Consider the following 18,855-nt stretch of genomic DNA (forward strand, 5'->3'; position numbering starts at 1 on the left):
TGGCGTACAACTCGACTGTACGAGCAGTCCGGGGCTCAATGCCAGGTGTGGTCCACCAGAGCGGTTCGCGGACCGAACTTGGGCTTGGTGGCCTTGCCGCTCAGGTACAGCAGCCGAATCGCGCGATGCCGATGCGGGGCCAGAGGCTGCAGATACTCGACCATCTCCGCGTCGTCGATCGATCTACCCAGCAGAGACCAGCCCACCACCGACGCCAGGTGGTAGTCGCCCACCGACAATGCGTCGGGATCCCCGAGGGCGCGTTGCGCGGTCTCGGCCGCCGTCCAGACACCGACGCCCGGGATTGCCCGCAGCCTGCGCGCAGCGTCCTCGGGCGTCATTCCCGACGCCTCCTCCAGGCGTCCGGCCGCGCAGGCAGCGCGGACGATGGTCTTGGACCGGGCCGGATCGACGTTGGCTCGGTGGTAGTCCCACGACGGAATGCGACGCCACACGTCGGGTGTCGGGAAGACGAACATCGGCTTCGGCGTCGGACCCGGCGCTTTCTCGCCGAACTTGCTCACCAGGTACCGCCACGATCCGAATGCCGAAATTCCGTGTACGCGTTGTTCGATGATCGCGGGAATCAGGGCCTCGAGCACCAGTCCGGTTCGGCCCAAACGCAGGTGCGGTAGCTGCCGATGGGCTTCCCGGAGAATCGGATGCTCCGGTGCGAAGGTGCCGGCGTCGTCGTCCAGCCCCAGCAGAGCGGGTGCCGCGTCCAACAGCTCGGGTGCGCCGGGGCCCCAGGCTCGAACCTGCGCGCTCGTCGGCGACACCTGCGTCAGGCGGTAGGTCACCGGGCCCGAGCTCATTCGCGACGTGCGCCAGATGCCGCCGTCCGGCGTCGACTCGTAGGTGGGGTCGCCGCGGCCACGGCGCAGCGGCGACACCGACATCCGGACGTCGATGCGTTGCTCGGACGTGACCACGCGGGCCAGCCCGTCGGTACCGGCGTCGTCGGGCATCGGTTCGTCACCTCCGAACGGTCGTGGCCATGCGGACCGAGAAGGTCCCCTTCAGGGCGTCGGTCGGCACTGTTGCAACACCGACGGCAAGATACATAGTGCCTCTCGGAGCGCAGGAGTACCGCACGGACTCTCTCGCCGCCTCTGGCCAGGTCTACAGCGTCAGGAGGATTTTCGTGGCTCGATCGAGTGCCGCATCGTTCGTCGGAGTCGCGTACGCGTTCGTCGTTGCGATGATGGGTACGACCATGCCGACGCCGCTCTACGCGTTGTACGAGGTCGAGTTCGGGTTCTCCGTATTCGTCGTCACGCTGGTGTTCGCGGCGTACGCGGTCGGTGTACTCGCCGCCCTGCTGGCTTTCGGGCGGTGGTCGGATTCGCTCGGTCGTCGTCCGATGCTGTTGGCGGCCATCGGTTTCGGCCTGATCAGTGCCGTGGTGTTCGTGACTGCGGGTTCGCTCACGGCGCTGGTGATCGGGCGGGTGCTGTCCGGACTGTCGGCGGGAATCTTCGTCGGAACCGCGACGGTGACCCTGATCGAACTGGTGCCGGACAAGTGGCGGGATCGTGCCCCGGCCATCGCCACGGCGGCCAATATCGGCGGCCTCGGCCTGGGCCCGCTGGTGGCAGGGTTGCTGGCCGAATACCTTCCGCAACCGCTACGCCTGACCTTCTTCGTCGACATCGGCCTGCTCGCCGTGGCCGCTCTGGCGGTGTTTCTCGCTCCCGAAACCGTTCGGGTCGCAGCGGGGGCGCGCCCGCAGATGCAACGACTGTCCGTTCCGGCGGACGTTCGTGGCACTTTTCTGCGCGCGTCGATCGGTGGTTTCGCCGGCTTCGCGGTGCTCGGCCTGTTCACCGCGGTATCACCGGGATTCATCGCGGGGGTGCTGCAGATCGACAACCATGCCGTCACCGGCGTCGTGGTGTTCGCGGTCTTCGCGGCATCCGCGTCCGCGCAGATCCTGCTGGGCCGGGCCGATCCGACGTCTGCGCAGCGCTGGGGTTGCCTCGTTCTGACGATCGGGCTGGTGGTCCTGGCGCTGTCGCTGCTCCTGACGTCGCTGCCGGTCCTGGTGATCGCGGCGCTGCTGTGCGGCGTCGGGCAGGGCGTGACGTTCAGCAACGGTATGGCGGCCATCGCCGCAGGCCTTCCGCCGGAACGTCGAGCAGAAGTGACCTCGACGTTCTTCGTGGTGCTGTACGTCGCCATCTCGTTGCCGGTCATCGGGGCCGGGGCCGCGGCGAACGAATGGGGATTGGTGACTGCGGGACTGGTGTTCTCCGCGCTCGTCGCAGCGCTCGCTGCGGTGGCGTTCGTGCTGCTCACCCTCGACGGCAGAAAGGCCAGGGAGTCCCACTACGCCTGACCCGTTGGCAGTGCGCCGTAATCGAATTCGCGGTGCCGTGCAGTCGAGTGCCAAGTACCTCGGTGTTCGTGCGCGAGTCACCCGGAGTTTGTCGGTGCCCCGAAGTAGGGTCTGAGACCGTGATCATCGTGAGTACGGACGGCTCGTGTCTGCGTAACCCCGGCGGAGCAATCGGGTGGGCGTGGGTCAACCACACGGGGCCGAGCAACTCCGGCGGTGAGCCCTCGGGCACCAACCAGGTCGCCGAGCTCAGGGCCCTGCTCGAGGCGGTTCTGGCGCACCCGGGCCCGGAGCCGCTGTTGATCGAATCCGATTCGCAGTACGCCATCAAGTGCGCATCGGAATGGCTCGCGGGCTGGAAGCGCAAGGGCTGGAAAACAGCGGGCGGCACCCCGGTGCGCAACCTGGAGCTGGTGCAGAGCATCGAGCGAGCCATCACCGAACGTGAAGGTCCGGTCCGGTTCCGGTGGGTCCGCGGACACGTCGGCAATCATTTCAACGAAGCGGCCGACGCCTTGGCCGGTGAAGCCGCGCGCGCCGTGGCCGCCGCCGGTACGCCGGCACCGGTAGCGACAACACCGGCTCCGGTAGCTGCTGCTCCCTCCGCTCCGGCACCGGTGACCCGGCCCACGTCCGACGACGCGGTCCCGACGCTGTTCTGATCGGGCATCCGGCCCGGACGTGAGAATTGGACAACGGCAGCCGGTAGAATCTGGACATTCCACTCGAATCGGATTCTCTGACACCGGAGGCGTCGAGCGCACTGTGCACTCCATAGATTTCTTTCGGCCACCCGTGGCCGCTGCTCCGGCCGTTCGTTCTCGCGTGATCGCATGGTGATCACCGCGCTGCTTTCCTTGCTCCTCGGCTTCGTGCTCACCGCCGCGATCATCGCGGCCAACGGGTACTTCGTGGCCCAGGAGTTCGCTTACATGTCCGTCGACCGGGCGACGCTGCGTACCGGTGCCGAGAAGGGCGACGCGTCGGCCGAGCGGGCACTGAAGGTCACCAAGCGCACGTCGTTCATGCTGTCGGGCGCGCAGTTGGGCATCACTGTCACCGGTCTGATGGTCGGATACGTGGCCGAGCCGTTCATCGGAGAATCGCTGGGCGAGCTGCTCAGCAGTGCCGGAGTGCCCATCGCGGTGGGCATTTCCATCGGCACGGTTGGCGCTCTTGTGCTCGCCACCGTCGTGCAGATGATCTTCGGCGAGCTGTATCCGAAGAATCTCGCCATCGCCAGTCCCGATCCGCTGTCCCGACGCCTTGCCCGCTCGACGCTGATCTACCTGGCCGCCTTCGGTTGGCTGATCACCTTCTTCGACAAGTCCTCCAACGCGATGCTGCGGCTGCTGCGGGTCGAGCCGGTGCACGACGTGGACAGCAGCGCCACCGCGAAGGATCTCGAGAGCATCATCGAGGATTCCCGTGCCAGTGGCGATTTGACCGAGGATCTGTCGTTGCTGCTGGATCGGATCCTGGACTTTCCGGAGCGCGATGTCGCACACGCGATGATTCCTCGCACTCGGGTGGATGCGGTCACGCCCGCCACTGCCATCGGTGAGATGCGGGCGCGGATGGTGCGTGCGCACACCCGGTATCCGGTGATCGGCGACCGTGAGGAGCCGATCGGTGTGGTGCAGCTGGCGGAGGTGATGGCCGCTGCGCCCGACGACACGCGGCCGGTCACCGAGATCATGCGGGCACCGCTGATCGTGCCGGAGCTCATGCCACTCGAGGATGCCCTGGAGTTGTTGTCCAGCACCAAGAACGAGTTGGCATGCGTCATCGACGAGTACGGCGGATTCGCCGGGGTGCTCACCATCGAGGATCTCGCCGAGGAATTGGTCGGCGAGATCACCGATGAGCACGACGGCGACGAGGACATCGCAGGCGTGCACGATCAGGAAGACGGAGTGTGGCTCATGGACGGCGACGTCCACGTCGACGAGGTCGAACGCACCATCGGTCGCGACATGCTGTTGCCGCGAGGGGACTACGAGACGCTCGCAGGCCTGCTCATCGCGGAGGGCGGGAATCTGCCCGAGGTCGGAGACACCGTTCGTATCGATCTCGCGGTGTTCGGAGCCGATCTGATGGAAGACGAACCGCCGCGTCCGTCCCTGGAAGTCGAGGTGCTCGAGGTGGACCGGCACGTGCCGAGTGAGCTGAGAATCAGACTGCACGAGAACTCGCCGGACGGCACCGAGGCGTCGTCGGAGTCGGACGAGGACGGGGACCGATGAACGCGTGGGTCGTCGTTGCGGTGACGGTACTGCTCATCGCGCTGAGTGCGTTCTTCGTCGTCATCGAGTTCGCGCTGCTCGGTGCCCGTAGGCATCGACTGGAGGAGAAGGCAGGCACGAGCCGATCGGTGCGGGCCGCGCTGCGCGGAATGAACGAGTTGACGATCATGCTGGCGGGCGCGCAGCTCGGCATCACTGCCTGCACCTTCGCCCTCGGTGCCGTCACCAAGCCTGCCGTCGATTCCTGGCTGGGCCCGGTGTTCACCTCGTGGGGTGTGCCGGGATGGTTGGCCGGAACCGCCGCGTTCGCGCTGTCGCTGTTGCTCGTGACGTTCCTGCATCTGGTGATCGGCGAGATGGCCCCGAAATCCTGGGCCATCGCGCACCCCGAACTCGCTGCCACCATCATCGGGTTGCCGTCTCGGGCGTTCATCCGCCCTTTCCGGCTGTTCCTGGTGTGGGTCAACAAGATCGCCAACACGCTCGTCCAACGGTCGGGAGTGGAGCCGGTCGAGAACGCTGCGGTCGGCGGCCGTGACGCCGAGACCATCCGTAACCTCGTCGAGTACTCGTCGCAGGTCGGCGTATTGGAACCGGAACTGCAAACCCAGATCACCCGGGTGATCGAACTCGAGACGCTGACCGTCGAGAAGATCACGGTGCCCGACTCCAAGGCGACGTCGGTTCCGCACGGTGCCACGGTGTCCGACGTGCAGGCCGCGGCGCTGCGGTCCGGTCACCTGCGGGTACTGCTCACCGACAGCGCAGGCGCGACGCCCGGTGTCGTGCACGTGCGTGACACGCTGCTGGCAGCCGCCGAAGAACCCGCCGCCGACTACGCACGGGAGGCCTACTCGGTCGACGGATCGACACCGGTGTACGAGTTGCTACGGCAGATGCGCAACCGCAGCGTTCAGCTCGCGGTTGTCGAGACCGAGGGACAGTTCCTCGGCATCGTCACGCTCACCGACGTCATCAAACGGGTGCTGCCCACGGCTCCTGCTGCACAGCAGGACAAGTCAGCCGCGCGGTTGCATCCGACTGTTGGGTAGCGCAGGTGCGTGCAGTCGAGATCCCGGATAGCCCTCGACGGTGCCGAACTGCTCGCTGCCGCGCTCGTAGGCGGCTCGATACTCGACGACGTCCTCGTGGCTGCGGCCGACGAAGTTCCACCACATGACGATCTGCTCCCCGAACGGCGGTCCACCGAGCAGCAGCATCCGCACCGGCTCTCGGGTCGGATTGTGCAGATCGAGCGTCGAATCGCCCGGTTCGCGATAACCGAGTTCGGCTGCGGCGAGTACGGTCTCGTCCATCGTCACGGTGCCCTGATCGACGATGACGCCGTGCTCGAACGTCGGGTCGACGTCGAGGGTGACGCGGGCTCCGGCGTCGAGCACGATCTCGACTCCGAGGAGTGGGGTGAACGTGGCCACCGGCGAGGTCTCGCCGAGCAGTGAACCGAGAAATACTCGTGCCGTCAGCCCCTGGCTCGTGTGAGTCCGCGGCACGTAGTGCTCGAAAGTCGGTGCGGTGAAGCGAGAGCGAGCCGGAAGTGCCACCCACAGTTGCATGCCGTGCAGAATTTCGGTCTCCGGGGTGGAGGTCTCGGAGTGACTGATGCCGTAGCCGGCCGTCATCAGATTGAGCTCTCCAGGACGCACCATGGCATGCGATCCGACGCTGTCGCGATGCTCGATCTCGCCGGAGAACAGCCAGCTGACGGTCTGGAGTCCGGTGTGCGGATGCGGCGGCACGTCCATCGACGAGGTGTCGGGGCCGTAGTGGTCGGCGAAGCACCACGCGCCGATCAGCGAACGCTGTCGCTGGGGGAGCGTGCGCCGGACCTTCAGTGCGCGAGGACCGCCGAGGGGAACCTCGCGTGGGGTGAGAATCTGGATGGTCATACGTGCAACGCGGTTCCGCTGAGCAGCCGCACGTCGTAGGACTCGGCCGCACCTTGCACCTCGGTCGATCCACCGTGGACCGTGTACAGCACCGCATACGAGGTGAAGGTGGCCGGTTGGCCGTCGTCGGAGTCGATGGTGACGCGTGGCAGTACGACCAGCAGGTGGGTCCGGTTGCCGTCCGACAGATTTTCGACGACGGTGCGAACCTCGAAACCCAGGTCGGATCGAGTGACATCGGTGGACTCGAGCGTCTGTCCGCTCAGAACGAGTTGCGCCGCCCAGACGCCTGCGGATCGATGGGCATCGAGGGTCCCGGTGATGTCGTCGCCGGTGAAGTCGTAGTGATTCGCTGCTGTGAAAGGCATGGTCACAGGCTATGCCTCGGGTCGACGAAAAACTTCGAAAGAATTTCTCATCCGGTACCCATCCGCCTTGCGAGGTGCTGCGAATGTCCAATGAGACACCCGCTACTGCTGTCGCCCCCGACCGCCGTCAGTAGTGGGTGTCTCCCTTTGTGTGTGGAGCACAGGTGTCCACACCGGTTGGGCAAGCGACCGTCGAGCGCTACGCAGGCTGGGCAAGACCGGATCAGGAGATTTCGGGCGAGCCGAAACGATGATCGGTACGCTTTCGCACCTGGGCAGTTCGTTTCACAAGGGGAGCCACATGCAAGAAGACTCTCGATTGCCCGCATCGCGCCACGGCGAGCGAACGAATGCGTCCCTACGACCACGTTCGGGGCGGATACACGGCGAGACACGTAGTCGCCACCGCAAACGGTCGACCACCGTCTCGTCGCCGAGATCGATCTCGAGCATCACCGTTCCACCGCTCGGTCCGCAACCCAGTGCGGCTCAGGTCATCCGCCATTGGTTCGCTGCTCCGCACGATTTCGACTGGATTTTCGTGCACAAGTCGACTCGTCCGCTGCACCGATTGATCCGAGTCGTGTTTGCGAGCTGTGTGGCTCTGTACGCCGCCGTGTCGATGCTGATGCTGGCCTCACCGAACGGGCCGACCGGATCGGGTCCGGTTGCCTACGTGATCTTCATCCTGGTTCTGCAGTGCGCCGCCATCGTGTATCTGCTGTTCGGGCCGCTGCCGGACCGCAAGTGGCAGGTGGTGACTTTCCTGGTATTCGGCGATGTCGGTCTTGCGTCGGTAATTCTTCTCGACGTCCCCACGTCGGCCCTGATCGGCACGTTCCTCTTCGCGCTGACGGGGTCGATGTGCACCTTCTTTCTCGGACCGAGGCTGCTCGTAGCGCACCTGGTGTTCGCCAATCTGGTGATCGTCTACATCGGGGCGGCCGCGTACGTACAGGGATTGTGGGGTCCGTGGGATGCGATCGCCGCAGTCCTCGTCGCCGGAGGTGCCACGTCGGGTGTCCCGATCTTCGCCCAGATCGCCTGGTCGCTGGTGTGCGAGGATGCACGGCAATCCGAGATCGATCCGCTGACACGGATGAAGAACAGGCGCGGACTGCAGAACGCCATCGAGGATCTGTGGTCGCTCGCTCGCGGCGAGCGGTTGGCATTCGTTCTCGTTCTGGTCGACATCGATCGGTTCAAGAGCGTCAACGATCGCTACGGACACGATCAGGGTGATGCCGTCATCGTCCTCGTTGCCGACCGTCTCCACGGTCACCTCGGGAAGTCGGGCGTAGTGGCGAGAACCGGGGGCGAGGAGTTCGTGGCCGTCCTCGTCGGCGAGTCAGAACAACTGTGTGAACTGGTACTCGAGGTGAGTGGCACTCTGACGGATTGCTCGGATCCGATACCGGTGACAGTGAGCGCAGGCGCAATCGTGATCGCTCCCGATTCCGACGCGTGGACATCAGGGGTCGACGTGGTCAACGACGTCACGCGCGCGGCGGACTCCCTCATGTACCGGGCGAAGGCGAACGGCGGAAATCGAACGGTGCTCGAGTCGATGTAGGGCCCAACTCACTGAGCCTGCTGACCAATCGATCGGTGTCAAGACCCGAACATCCGACGGCGAATTCATCCAGCGGGACGAGGGCGTGGAAGTCGACCCGCACATCACGGTCGTAGGCGACGTCCACGAGGTTTACTGGATCCTGCTGTTGCCCAGATTGTTCGGGATGTGCTTGCTGGATCGTTCTTCTCGCTCGACAGAACATCGAAAAATGTTGCGACGCTGCGAATACCGATCTCCGTCTACCTGCAGGGTACCGGGATTTCACTGCGAGGAACCCGGGTGGACACCGACCCTCCGTAGTCTCGTCGAGCATGCGATTCGGTCGATTCTTGCCTCTGGTGTGCGTTCCCCTCGCGGTGTTGACGGGGTGCGGAACGGATTCGGCAGCGGACCCGACCCCGCTCGGCTCGTTCGATCTGCAGGCGCACCGCGGCGGACTCGGCTTGGTCACCGAGAACACCATCGAATCGTTCACCAACGCAATGCAACTCGGGGTGAGCACCCTCGAGCTGGATACTCAGATCACCGAGGACGGCAAAGCGATCGTCACCCACGACCGCAAGGTCTCGGACAGCAAGTGCGTCGATACCGGTGCGCTCACACCGGGGGACCCCGAGTTTCCGTACGTCGGGAAGTTCGTGAATACACTGACATTCGCGCAGATCCGCACTCTCGACTGCGGAGCCCTACCTCTCACGGACTACCCGGAGCAACGACGCGTGCCCGGCGCTCGAATGCCGACCCTCACCGAGGTGTTGGATCTGGTGAAGTCGGCCGTAGCGCCGGATGTGAAGCTGAACGTCGAAACCAAGGTCGAGGCGGGCAGCCCCACCGAAACTGCTCCGCGCGAGCAATTCGTCGACACGGTTCTGGCGACCATCCGCGACGCAGACATGCTGGACCGGGTCACCGTGCAGAGTTTCGATTGGGGCGCACTGAAACTGGTCCGCGACGCCGAACCCGAGGTGCCGGTGGTGGCGCTGACCAACGGCGACTTCTTGCAGGTGGGCCAGGACGGTGCGTCGCCGTGGCTGGGCGGAATCGACGTCGACGATTTCGGTGGAGATGCGATTGCCGCGATCGATTCGTTCGGAGCGTCGGCGTACTCACCGGTGCAGGGGACCCCGCAGAGCGGGAAGGTTGGCGACCCCGACTTCGAGCTCTACGTCACCCAGGACATGGTGGACTCCGCGCACGAGCGCGGAATACGAGTGATCCCGTGGACCGTCGACGATCCCGACACCATGCGCGCGCTGATGGATCTGGGCGTCGACGGCCTGATCACCGATTACCCCGACCGATTGCGCACCGTCATGAGCGAGCGCGGACTAGCATTGCCCGCGCCCGCCCTGTGACGATTCCCCGTCAGAACGGGTAGCCGACTCCGGTCAACTTCTCGCTGGCGTCCCACAGCTTCGCAGCAAGAGCGGGGTCCTGTGCGGTCTTGGTCATGCTCGCCGGGCCCGGCTTACCGCGCGTCTCGAACAAGGACTTGGGGCCGCTGTACGTGCCGCCACCCGCAACGTCGACCGCGTAGAGCGTGGGACGTGCTCCGGCACTGGCGGATTGCGAAAAGAACTTCAGTCCGATCGGAGCGAGAGTGGACAGGATCTTGTTGCTGCCCAAACCGTCTGGGCTCGAGTACAGCTCGGTGGCCGAGATTCCGGGGTGCGCGGCATTGCTGGTGATCTTCAGCCCGGCCTTGTCGATCCGGCGCTGGAGTTCGAGCGCGAACAGGATGTTCGCAAGCTTGGAGTTCGCGTACCCACGCTGGGGGTTGTACCCGCGTTCGAGCTGGAGATTGTCGAAATCGAGCTTGGGGCCCTGCCGGTGCGCGACGGAGGCGATGGTGGTGATCTTGGCGTCCGCAGCGAGCTTGGGAAACAGCAGGCCGGTCAGGGCGAAGTGACCGAGGTGATTGGTGCCGAGCTGGAGTTCGAACCCGTCCGCCGTCTCGGTTCGCAACGCGGGCATCATGACGCCGGCGTTGTTGATCAGCACGTCGATCGACTCCGGTGCCGACGCGGCGTACTCACGAACCGAGGCCAGCTCGGCGAGATTCAGAGTGGCGGTGTCGACGGTTCCGTTGGGTGCCTCCGCCGAAATTTTGGCCGCGGCGGCATCGGCCTTGTCCTTGTTGCGGCACGCGAGCGTCACGTGGTCGCCTCGCTTCGCCAACTCCAAGGCGGTGTAGTAGCCGATACCGGTGTTCGCACCGGTGATGACAACGCGTCTCTGCTTGGTTTCGGGCACGCCGCCAGGCTACCGGTCTGTTTTAGACTTTGCCCGTGAGCAGAGCAGAAGCCGACGAACATGCGGAGTTTCCGAAGGGCACCGGAAATCCCGCGTCTCGGGCACTCCGCGCGGCGGGATACCGGTGCCTGGACGATCTCGCCGGGGTGCCCGCGGCCGAGCTAGAGACACTGCACGGTGTCGGTCCGAAATCGCTGGCAGTCATCCAGGCAGCACTGGAGCAGACCGGTCGATCGCTGGGTTGAATGCCCCGAGCCTCAGACCCAGTGACTCGGACCGTCAGGGATTGCGGGAGTCGTGTTGCCTCGTCACCCTTCGCCGCATCGATCTGGAACTGCGTCGCGAAGATGCTGCCGCGTAGATCTGCACCCCGTAGGTCGGCACCCCGGAGGTCTGCACCGATCACGTCGGCCAGACGCAGATCGGCCCCGCGCAGGTCGGCTCCGATGAGATACGTGCCGCGCAGGCTCGCGCCGCGCAGGTCCGCGCCGGCCAGTTGTGTGCCGATCATGTCGCGGCCGCGGTAGTTCTTCTTCGTGCCTCTCACTTCGGCGCGAACCAGATCGCTTGCATCCAAGAGCGCCTCGTTGATCAGCGCCCGGAGCACGGTGACGTCGATCGACATCAGGACCTCGGGCGTCGCGGAGGTGAGCTCGTCCAGTTCGTCATACAAGCGAGTAAGCCGATTATGCAGGCGCGCAGTCAATTTTCGGTCACGCGCATCCGCCAGATACCAGAGCAACTCGTGCAGATCGCGCATTATCGGGAACACCGCGAACATCTCCGACGAGTTCGACGGCTGCTGCCGCCAGTCCCGTCCCGCGAACGTGGACTGCGACACCTTCTGGCCCGCACCGAAGCAGTCGTACACCGCGCACCCGCGAAAGCCTCTCTCCCGCAATGTCGAATGAATGCCGCACCGTGAGTCCTCCAGGAGGTTGCGGCACGGCTCACCGGCGGCCTTGTCGACGGCGAAGTCCGAGGACTTCGCGAAGGGCAGAGCGACGCAACAGAGTCCGAAACAACTGCCGCAGTCGGCCAGTAAGTTCTCGGGCGCGTGCATGCGTTCACTGTGTCCCGGGGCGCGTGGCAACGTCAAACGAAATAACCGCGGGGAACGGACTTGTGCCTGCGACATACCGGGCTACAGTGTTTCGACGAAGCAGCTGGGCGCACGGCATTTCAGGAGGCCGTCCATGGCGGAACTCGAGTACGACGCGGTGGTGACCGCGCTGCGTGCTGCCGGGTGTGTATTCGCCGAGGAAGAAGCCGACATCCTCGCCGAGTCCGCTTCGACTCCAGCGGAGCTGACTGAGATGCTCACACGCCGCATCGCCGGCGAACCACTCGAGCACGTTGTCGGGTGGGTGTCGTTCTGTGGCCGACGCATCGCCGTCGAACCGGGCGTGTTCGTTCCTCGCCGACGAACCGAGTTTCTCGTCGAATGTGCTGCAGCGCTGCGTCCTTCGGTGCTGTTGGATCTGTGTTGTGGATCTGGAGCAATAGGGCTGTCGGTCGGTGGCGTCATAGAATTGCACGCCGCCGATATCGACGCCGCGGCGGTCGCCTGTGCCAGGCGCAACCTCGATGCAGGCGGGGGCGCGGTGCCGGTCGGTCACGTGCACCGCGGTGACCTGTACGACGCACTGCCGCCGGAACTGCACGGCAGATTCGACGCGATCGTCGTCAACGCTCCCTACGTCCCGACCGGCGACATCGGGCTGATGCCACGTGAGGCGCGCATCCACGAGCCGCACATCGCGCTCGACGGCGGTACGGACGGTGCCGGGATTCATCGCCGCGTTGCCGTCGACGCGCCGCTCTGGCTGGCCCCCGGCGGGCATCTCCTCGTCGAAACCAGTGCAGCACTGATGCATTCGACGCTGCAGACCGTGGTCGAGGCCGGATTCGCAGCCAGTATCCGCAAGTCCGAGATGTTCGACGCCGTCGTGGTGATCGGTTCGATGGGCGAGCAGTGATCGACCGGGTGTTTCGATCGTGGGTCTTCGTGGCATTCCCCGGGGCATGACTACATTGCTGTTTGCGGTAACCGCTGCCGATCACTGGACCTTGAACGACGGAAGCAAGCACCCCACCGGATACTGGGCCGAGGAGCTCGTCGAGTCCCATCGCACGTTCGTCGACGCAGGCTGGGACATCACGGTCGCCACGCCGGGCGGCAAGGCTCCGGTCGTCGACCAGGGCAGCCTCGCGGTCGACGCCAACGGCGGCGACGAAGAGAAGGTGGCGGATCAGAAGAGCTACCTCGCCTCTATCGAGTCGATCCTGTCCTCGCCTGCAAAGCTCGAGGAGCAGAAGGCGTCGGACTTCGACGTCGTCTTCGTTCCCGGCGGTCACGGACCGATGGAAGACCTCGCCGTCTCCGAGAGCTTCGGTGCACTGGTTGTCGACTTCCTCGACTCGAACAAGGTGGTGTCCGCGGTGTGCCACGCACCGGCCGCTCTTCTTCCTGCCGTCCGCAGTGACGGAACCTGGGCGTTCGACGGCTACGAGCTCACCGGATTCACCGATGAGGAGGAGACCCAGGCCGGTCTCGCCGAGAAGGCCCCGTGGCTGCTCGAGACCCGGCTGCGCGAGAACGGCGCGAAGTTCGATTCCGCCGATGCGTGGGCACCGAACGTCGTCGTCGACCGCAACCTGTACACGGGTCAGAACCCGGCGTCGACGCGTCCTCTCGCCGAGAAGCTGGTCAGCGCGCTGAAGTAGCAGGTCTGGACGGTCGGCGTTCTGCCCACGGAGAACAGTGGACACCGAAGGGAACATCACTACTGCTTTCGAAGTTGAGCCCCAATAGCTCAATCTTTTGGAGGAGAAGTGACCGAAACCGTTCGTGTCCCCGTGCTTTTTCTGACCGACCCGATCGTCCTGCCCGGAATGGTGGTGCCCGTCGAGCTCGACGAGGCTGCGCGCGCCGCCGTCGACGCGGCGAAGGCGAGCAACGATGACACGTTACTCGTCGCGCCGCGTCTCGAAGACCGCTATGCCGCGTACGGCGTCCTCGCCACGATCGTGCAGATGGGACGCCTGGCCGACGGCCGTCCGGCCGCGGTCATCAAGGCCGGCCGCCGCGCCCACATAGGCCACGGCGTCAGCGGACCCGGCGCTGCCCTCTGGGTGGAAGCCGAACCCGTACCGGACGAGGCCGCAGGCGATGACCTCAAAGCCCTTGCTGCCGAATACAAGCAGCTCGTCGTGGCGATGTTGCAACGTCGCGACGCATGGCAGGTGATCGACTCGGTCAACAAGCTCACCGACCCGGGCGCGATCGCCGATACCGCCGGCTACGCGTCGTATCTCACCGACGTGCAGAAGCGGGACCTTCTCGAAACACCGGACGTGGCAACGCGTCTGACCTCCCTCATCGAGTGGACCAGGGCCCATCTCGCCGAGGTCGAGGTCAACGACAAGATCTCCGGCGATGTCCGCGAGGGCATGGAGAAGACCCAGAAAGAATTCCTGCTCCGGCAGCAGTTGGCGGCCATCCGCAAGGAACTCGGTGAGGACGAGCCCGACGGTGCCGACGACTACCGCGGCCGTGTCGAGGCTGCGGACCTGCCCGAGAAGGTGCGCGAGCAGGCGCTGCGTGAGGTCGGCAAACTGGAGCGGGCCAGCGACCAGAGCCCCGAGTCGGGTTGGATCCGCACGTGGCTCGACACCGTGCTCGACCTGCCGTGGAACAACACGACCACCGATAACAACGACATCGATTCTGCGCGTGCGGTTCTCGACGCCGACCACCACGGACTCGACGACGTGAAGGATCGGATCGTCGAGTACCTGGCCGTTCGGGCGCGTCGCTCCGAACGTGGTCTGCAGTCGGTCGGTGGGCGTGGGTCCGGTGCCGTCATGGTGCTCGCGGGCCCGCCCGGAGTCGGCAAGACCTCGCTCGGTGAGTCGGTGGCCCGTGCGCTCGGTCGGAAGTTCGTGCGCGTCGCCCTCGGTGGTGTCCGCGACGGGGCCGAGATCCGCGGGCACCGTCGTACGTACGTCGGTGCGTTGCCGGGCCGGATCGTGCGGGCCATCGGTGAGGCGGGATCGATGAATCCCGTTGTCCTGCTGGACGAGATCGACAAGGTCGGCTCGGACTATCGCGGCGACCCCAGCGCCGCTCTGCTCGAGGTGCTGGACCCGGCGCAGAATCACACGTTCCGTGATCACTACCTCGATCTGGATCTCGACCTGTCCGACGTGGTGTTCCTCGCCACCGCCAACGTGATCGACCAGATTCCCGGCCCGTTGCTCGACCGGATGGAACTGGTGACCATCGACGGCTACACCGAGGACGACAAGGTCGTCATCGCCCGCAACTACCTGCTCCCTCGTCAGATGGACAGGGCGGCAATCACATCCGAGGAGGTGACGGTCACCGACGCCGCGCTGCGCACGATCGCGGCCGAGTACACCCGCGAGCCGGGAGTGCGCCAGCTCGAACGCCTGCTGGCCAAGGCGCTGCGCAAGGTCGCGACGAAGTTGGTGGGCACCACCGAGGTTCTGTCCATCGACGAGCCGGACCTGGTGACCTACCTCGGTCGTCCGCGCTTCACTCTCGAGGCGCACGAGCGCACCGAAGTGCCGGGTGTGGCAACGGGTCTGGCGGTCACCGGACTCGGCGGCGATGTGCTGTTCATCGAGGCTGCGTCGACCGAAGGCGATCCGGGTCTCAAGCTCACCGGTCAACTCGGCGACGTGATGAAGGAGTCCGCGCAGATCGCACTGTCCTACGTGCGCTCGCACGCAGCACGATTCGGCGTCACGCAGGAATCTCTCGACCGCAGCATCCACGTGCACGTTCCGGCGGGCGCGGTGCCGAAGGACGGTCCGTCGGCGGGTGTGACGATGGTGACGGCCCTGGTGTCGATGGCCACCGGACGGCCGGTGCGCTCGGATGTCGGCATGACCGGTGAGGTCACGCTGAACGGTCGGGTGCTGCCGATCGGTGGGGTGAAGCAGAAGTTGCTGGCTGCGCAGCGTGCGGGCCTGACGACGGTGTTCATACCGGCGCGCAACGAACCGGATCTGGACGATGTGCCCGCAGAGGTGTTGGAGGCGTTGGATGTTCGCCCGATGACCGACGTCGCCGACATCATCGCGCTCGCCCTGGAGCCGACGGCCGCAACCGTGGCGGCGTGAGTTCGGTGCAGTCGAGGTCGGTAAGGGGATCCGCACTTGACCTCGACCTATGTCGAGGTTCTACGTTGGTGACATGAGGTTGATGACATGAGCATGGAGATGACCGCCTGGAACCAGATGTATCGCACGATGAACAGGCCGGACACTCAGTCGTCGTTCTCTAAGGTGACGGCCCGCAGGATCCTGACGTTCGCTGCGCCGCATCGCCGTGCCCTCGGTGGGTTCCTGGTGCTCAGCGTGGCCCTGGCCGTTCTTGCCGTGGCCACGCCGGTGTTGGCCGGCCGGGTGGTCAACGCCATCGTCGACGGGCGCGAGCGGCGCGTGGTGGTGTGGCTCGCCGTGGCGATCGCGGCCATCGCTCTGGTGGACGCCGTGGTCGGTCTGATCAATCGGTGGCTCTCGTCGAACATCGGGGAGAGCTTGATCCTGGATCTGCGGACCGCGGTGTTCGATCACGTGCAGCGCATGCCGATCGCGTTCTTCACCCGAACCCGCACCGGTGCGCTGGTGAGTCGACTCAACAACGACGTCATCGGAGCGCAACGCGCATTCAGCACCACGCTGTCCGGGGTCGTCAGCAACCTGGTGACGCTGGCGCTGACCCTGGTGGTGATGATCGGGATCTCCTGGCAGATCACGCTTCTGGCATTGATTGTGCTTCCGGTGTTCGTGCTTCCCGCTCGCCGGATGGGTCGACGCCTCGCGCGGTTGCAACGTGAAGCGGCAGCGCACAATTCGGCGATGAGTACGCAGATGACCGAACGATTCTCGGCACCGGGAGCAACGCTGGTGAAACTGTTCGGTCATCCCGAACAGGAATCGGTCGAGTTCGCGGTGCGAGCCAAGCGCGTCCGAGACATCGGAGTACGCAGCGCCATGGTGCAGACGGTGTTCGTGACGGCGCTGACTCTCGTCTCGGCACTGGCCCTGGCCGTGGTGTACGGACTGGGCGGCTTCTACGCCCTGCGGGGGACGCTCGACCCGGGTTCGGTTGTTGCGCTGTCTCTTCTGCTGGCTCGCCTGTATTCCCCGCTGACTGCGCTGGCAAGTGCTCGGGTGGAGATCATGAGCGCACTGGTCAGCTTCGAGCGGGTCTTCGAGGTTCTCGATCTGGTTCCACTCATCGCAGACAAGCCGGACGCACGGACTCTGCCGCCGGGGCCGGTGGCCGTCGAGCTCGACGACGTTCGGTTCGCGTACCCGTCTGCGGACAAGGTCTCGCTCGCCTCACTCGAGGAGGTCGCGACTCTGGATTCGCGAGGGGGAGAGGAAGTGCTGCACGGCGTCTCGTTCCGAGCCGAACCCGGCCAGATGGTCGCGCTGGTCGGTACGTCCGGTGCGGGCAAGTCCACGATCGCACAGTTGATCGCACGGCTGTACGACGTCGACGGCGGTGCGGTTCGACTCGGAGGAGTCGACGTGCGAGACCTGACGGCCGAATCCGTCCGCGGCACAGTGGGAATGGTGACCCAGGACGGTCACCTGTTCCACGAGAGCATCCGGTCGAATCTGTTGTTGCCTCGGCCCGAGGCAACCGACGTCGAACTGTGGGATGCGCTGTCGAGGGCGCGGCTGGCCGACCTCGTGCGATCGCTGCCCGGCGGCCTGGACACCGTTGTCGGCGAGCGAGGGTACCGACTCTCCGGTGGTGAGCGTCAGCGCCTGACGATCGCCCGGTTGCTGATCGCGCAGCCACGAGTCGTCATTCTCGACGAGGCAACGGCTTCACTGGATTCGACGTCCGAGGCCGCCGTGCAGGCTGCGTTGGCCGAGGCCTTGGAAGGAAAGACGTCGGTGGTCATCGCGCACCGGCTCTCGACCATCAGGGCAGCCGATGTGATCCTGGTGATCGAGGACGGGCGAGTCGCCGAGCGGGGCACGCACGACGAGCTCCTCGCAGCGGGAGGCCGTTACGAGGAGCTGCATCGGACGCAGTTCGCACAAACCGGCTAAGCGTCCGGGACCACCGTGGACGGGTCGTCGTCGGTCGCCGCTGCGAGCATCGGGGTGAATCCGTCGATGGCGTAGTCCAGGGAGAGCGGACTCGAATATCCCAGGGCCGAGGGCAGATCGGTGCTGAACGAGCCGATGTAGACGGTTCGATCCTGCTCGACGACGTCGAGTGCGGCGATGATCGGGTTGGCCTGCAGTTGCTCGCGGCTCTGGCCGGCGATGACGAGGACGTCGGTGTCGAGTCGGTCGAGATTTTCGGGACTGATGGTCTCGGAGGCGTCGGGAATCTCGAAGCCGAGGTCGGTGAAGAACAGGGCGCGGATGTCGTCCCTGCCGAGCAGCAGGTAGCTGCCGTCGTCCATGACGAACGCGAGAGACAGTGACTTGCCGGTGAACTGAGGATTCTCGGCCTCGGTGTCGGCGAACTTCTGCTCGAGCGTAGACGTCTGGTCCTGTGCTTCCTGCTGCTTGCCGAGTGCTTCGCCGACGACGGCGAACTCCTGCTGCCACGTCGCGGCGGGCACGTTCTCGTAGCCGCCGATGTCGGCGATCGTCGGGGCCATCCCGGAGAGCTGGTCGTACTGGCCCTGGTCGATGAAGGAGTACGGGCCGAGGATCAGGTCGGGTGCCTGCGCGGCGATCTGCTCGAGGTTGAGATCGGTGCTGCCGACCTCGGGAATCTCGGTACCGCCCAACGCTTCCTGGGCCCATGGGCGCTGCCGGTAGTCGTAGCTGAGGTTGCCGCGGGTCGCGACGGGCTTGACGCCCAGTGCGAGGGCGAAGTCCTGCTCGTTGAACCCGATCGTCACGACGCGGGTGGGCTCGGTGTCGATGACCGTCTCACCGAACCGGTGATCGACGGTGACCGGGAATCCGTCGGCGCTCCCGGAGTTACCGGTGGGTTCGGGCTCGTCGGTGGACGAGCAGCCGACGGCCAGCGCCAGAACCGAGGCACCGGTGACGACGAGCTGGACAGACTTCTTCATGGGGTCTCCTCGCAACGGAACTTAGCGAGGTTAGCCTAACCGACCCATCGAAGCGTCGATCACGTGCCGGGGTCGGA

The 18,855-nt window shown here is 65.3% G+C and carries 16 protein-coding genes; 10 read left to right on the forward strand and 6 right to left on the reverse strand.

Going from position 1 to position 18,855, the window contains the following annotated elements:
* Positions 1-35: 35 nt before the first annotated feature.
* On the reverse strand, positions 36-968 hold the full coding sequence (locus tag R4P47_RS20540; protein ID WP_094669521.1) for a DNA-3-methyladenine glycosylase family protein: 933 nt from the start codon (positions 966-968) through the stop codon (positions 36-38).
* Positions 969-1,144: 176 nt separating this feature from the next.
* On the opposite strand from R4P47_RS20540, the gene R4P47_RS20545 reads away from it, so the two are divergent.
* The 4 genes from R4P47_RS20545 to R4P47_RS20560 all read left to right on the forward strand — a co-directional run bounded on the left by R4P47_RS20545 (position 1,145) and on the right by R4P47_RS20560 (position 5,636).
* Complete coding sequence (locus R4P47_RS20545; protein ID WP_317785576.1) at positions 1,145-2,338, forward strand: MFS transporter; 1,194 nt, start codon at positions 1,145-1,147, stop codon at positions 2,336-2,338.
* A 119-nt stretch (positions 2,339-2,457) separates the two neighbouring features.
* Complete coding sequence (locus R4P47_RS20550; protein ID WP_300519338.1) at positions 2,458-3,000, forward strand: ribonuclease H; 543 nt, start codon at positions 2,458-2,460, stop codon at positions 2,998-3,000.
* Between the two features lie 171 nt (positions 3,001-3,171).
* Positions 3,172-4,584 carry a hemolysin family protein gene (locus tag R4P47_RS20555; protein WP_317785577.1) on the forward strand — a complete coding sequence of 471 codons (1,413 nt, stop codon included), beginning with the start codon at positions 3,172-3,174 and terminating at the stop codon, positions 4,582-4,584.
* Positions 4,581-5,636: a hemolysin family protein gene (locus R4P47_RS20560; RefSeq protein ID WP_317785578.1), complete on the forward strand. Its 1,056-nt coding sequence runs from the start codon at positions 4,581-4,583 to the stop codon at positions 5,634-5,636. Before R4P47_RS20555 ends, R4P47_RS20560 begins: the two co-directional genes overlap by 4 nt.
* On the opposite strand, the gene R4P47_RS20565 is transcribed toward R4P47_RS20560, so the two are convergent.
* Complete coding sequence (locus R4P47_RS20565; protein ID WP_317785579.1) at positions 5,604-6,491, reverse strand: pirin family protein; 888 nt, start codon at positions 6,489-6,491, stop codon at positions 5,604-5,606. The two genes, R4P47_RS20560 and R4P47_RS20565, sit on opposite strands and share 33 nt — an antisense overlap.
* Positions 6,488-6,859, reverse strand: coding sequence for a hypothetical protein (locus R4P47_RS20570; RefSeq protein ID WP_317785580.1), 372 nt, complete (start codon positions 6,857-6,859; stop codon positions 6,488-6,490). Before R4P47_RS20570 ends, R4P47_RS20565 begins: the two co-directional genes overlap by 4 nt.
* A gap of 541 nt (positions 6,860-7,400) precedes the next feature.
* On the opposite strand from R4P47_RS20570, the gene R4P47_RS20575 reads away from it, so the two are divergent.
* Together R4P47_RS20575 and R4P47_RS20580 are read left to right on the forward strand one after the other, a co-directional pair.
* Positions 7,401-8,432, forward strand: coding sequence for a GGDEF domain-containing protein (locus R4P47_RS20575; protein ID WP_317785581.1), 1,032 nt, complete (start codon positions 7,401-7,403; stop codon positions 8,430-8,432).
* A gap of 314 nt (positions 8,433-8,746) precedes the next feature.
* Positions 8,747-9,790, forward strand: a complete 1,044-nt coding sequence (locus R4P47_RS20580) for a glycerophosphodiester phosphodiesterase family protein (RefSeq protein WP_317785582.1) — start codon at positions 8,747-8,749, stop codon at positions 9,788-9,790.
* Between the two features lie 10 nt (positions 9,791-9,800).
* On the opposite strand, the gene R4P47_RS20585 is transcribed toward R4P47_RS20580, so the two are convergent.
* On the reverse strand, positions 9,801-10,688 hold the full coding sequence (locus tag R4P47_RS20585) for an oxidoreductase (RefSeq protein WP_317785583.1): 888 nt from the start codon (positions 10,686-10,688) through the stop codon (positions 9,801-9,803).
* A 22-nt stretch (positions 10,689-10,710) separates the two neighbouring features.
* The gene (locus R4P47_RS20590; RefSeq protein ID WP_317785584.1) at positions 10,711-11,751 is read right to left on the reverse strand and encodes a pentapeptide repeat-containing protein; all 1,041 of its coding nucleotides are present in this window, start codon (positions 11,749-11,751) and stop codon (positions 10,711-10,713) included.
* A 133-nt stretch (positions 11,752-11,884) separates the two neighbouring features.
* On the opposite strand from R4P47_RS20590, the gene R4P47_RS20595 reads away from it, so the two are divergent.
* The 4 genes from R4P47_RS20595 to R4P47_RS20610 all read left to right on the forward strand — a co-directional run bounded on the left by R4P47_RS20595 (position 11,885) and on the right by R4P47_RS20610 (position 17,792).
* Positions 11,885-12,667: a putative protein N(5)-glutamine methyltransferase gene (locus tag R4P47_RS20595; protein WP_317785585.1), complete on the forward strand. Its 783-nt coding sequence runs from the start codon at positions 11,885-11,887 to the stop codon at positions 12,665-12,667.
* A gap of 46 nt (positions 12,668-12,713) precedes the next feature.
* Positions 12,714-13,415, forward strand: a complete 702-nt coding sequence (locus tag R4P47_RS20600; protein ID WP_094669513.1) for a type 1 glutamine amidotransferase domain-containing protein — start codon at positions 12,714-12,716, stop codon at positions 13,413-13,415.
* A gap of 108 nt (positions 13,416-13,523) precedes the next feature.
* Positions 13,524-15,839, forward strand: a complete 2,316-nt coding sequence (gene lon / locus R4P47_RS20605; protein WP_317785586.1) for an endopeptidase La — start codon at positions 13,524-13,526, stop codon at positions 15,837-15,839.
* Between the two features lie 87 nt (positions 15,840-15,926).
* The gene (locus R4P47_RS20610) at positions 15,927-17,792 is read left to right on the forward strand and encodes an ABC transporter ATP-binding protein (protein WP_317785587.1); all 1,866 of its coding nucleotides are present in this window, start codon (positions 15,927-15,929) and stop codon (positions 17,790-17,792) included.
* Here R4P47_RS20610 and R4P47_RS20615 read toward each other — a convergent pair.
* Positions 17,789-18,778 (reverse strand): ABC transporter substrate-binding protein, encoded by a 990-nt coding sequence (locus R4P47_RS20615; RefSeq protein ID WP_269595687.1) that lies wholly within the window; start codon positions 18,776-18,778, stop codon positions 17,789-17,791. The genes R4P47_RS20610 and R4P47_RS20615 overlap by 4 nt on opposite strands.
* Between the last annotated feature and the right edge of the window lie 77 nt (positions 18,779-18,855).

The organism is Rhodococcus sp. IEGM 1370 (assembly GCF_033142325.1).
Taxonomy (GTDB): Bacteria; Actinomycetota; Actinomycetes; order Mycobacteriales; family Mycobacteriaceae; genus Rhodococcoides.

Coding starts and splice junctions, on each gene's coding strand:
- R4P47_RS20540 (WP_094669521.1), bottom strand. CDS start 968: ATGCCCGACGACGCCGGTACCGACGGGCTGGCCCGCGTGGTCACGTCC.
- R4P47_RS20555 (WP_317785577.1), top strand. CDS start 3,172: ATGGTGATCACCGCGCTGCTTTCCTTGCTCCTCGGCTTCGTGCTCACC.
- R4P47_RS20560 (WP_317785578.1), top strand. CDS start 4,581: ATGAACGCGTGGGTCGTCGTTGCGGTGACGGTACTGCTCATCGCGCTG.
- R4P47_RS20565 (WP_317785579.1), bottom strand. CDS start 6,491: ATGACCATCCAGATTCTCACCCCACGCGAGGTTCCCCTCGGCGGTCCT.
- R4P47_RS20570 (WP_317785580.1), bottom strand. CDS start 6,859: ATGCCTTTCACAGCAGCGAATCACTACGACTTCACCGGCGACGACATC.
- R4P47_RS20580 (WP_317785582.1), top strand. CDS start 8,747: ATGCGATTCGGTCGATTCTTGCCTCTGGTGTGCGTTCCCCTCGCGGTG.
- R4P47_RS20590 (WP_317785584.1), bottom strand. CDS start 11,751: ATGCACGCGCCCGAGAACTTACTGGCCGACTGCGGCAGTTGTTTCGGA.
- R4P47_RS20595 (WP_317785585.1), top strand. CDS start 11,885: ATGGCGGAACTCGAGTACGACGCGGTGGTGACCGCGCTGCGTGCTGCC.
- R4P47_RS20600 (WP_094669513.1), top strand. CDS start 12,714: ATGACTACATTGCTGTTTGCGGTAACCGCTGCCGATCACTGGACCTTG.
- R4P47_RS20610 (WP_317785587.1), top strand. CDS start 15,927: ATGAGCATGGAGATGACCGCCTGGAACCAGATGTATCGCACGATGAAC.
- R4P47_RS20615 (WP_269595687.1), bottom strand. CDS start 18,778: ATGAAGAAGTCTGTCCAGCTCGTCGTCACCGGTGCCTCGGTTCTGGCG.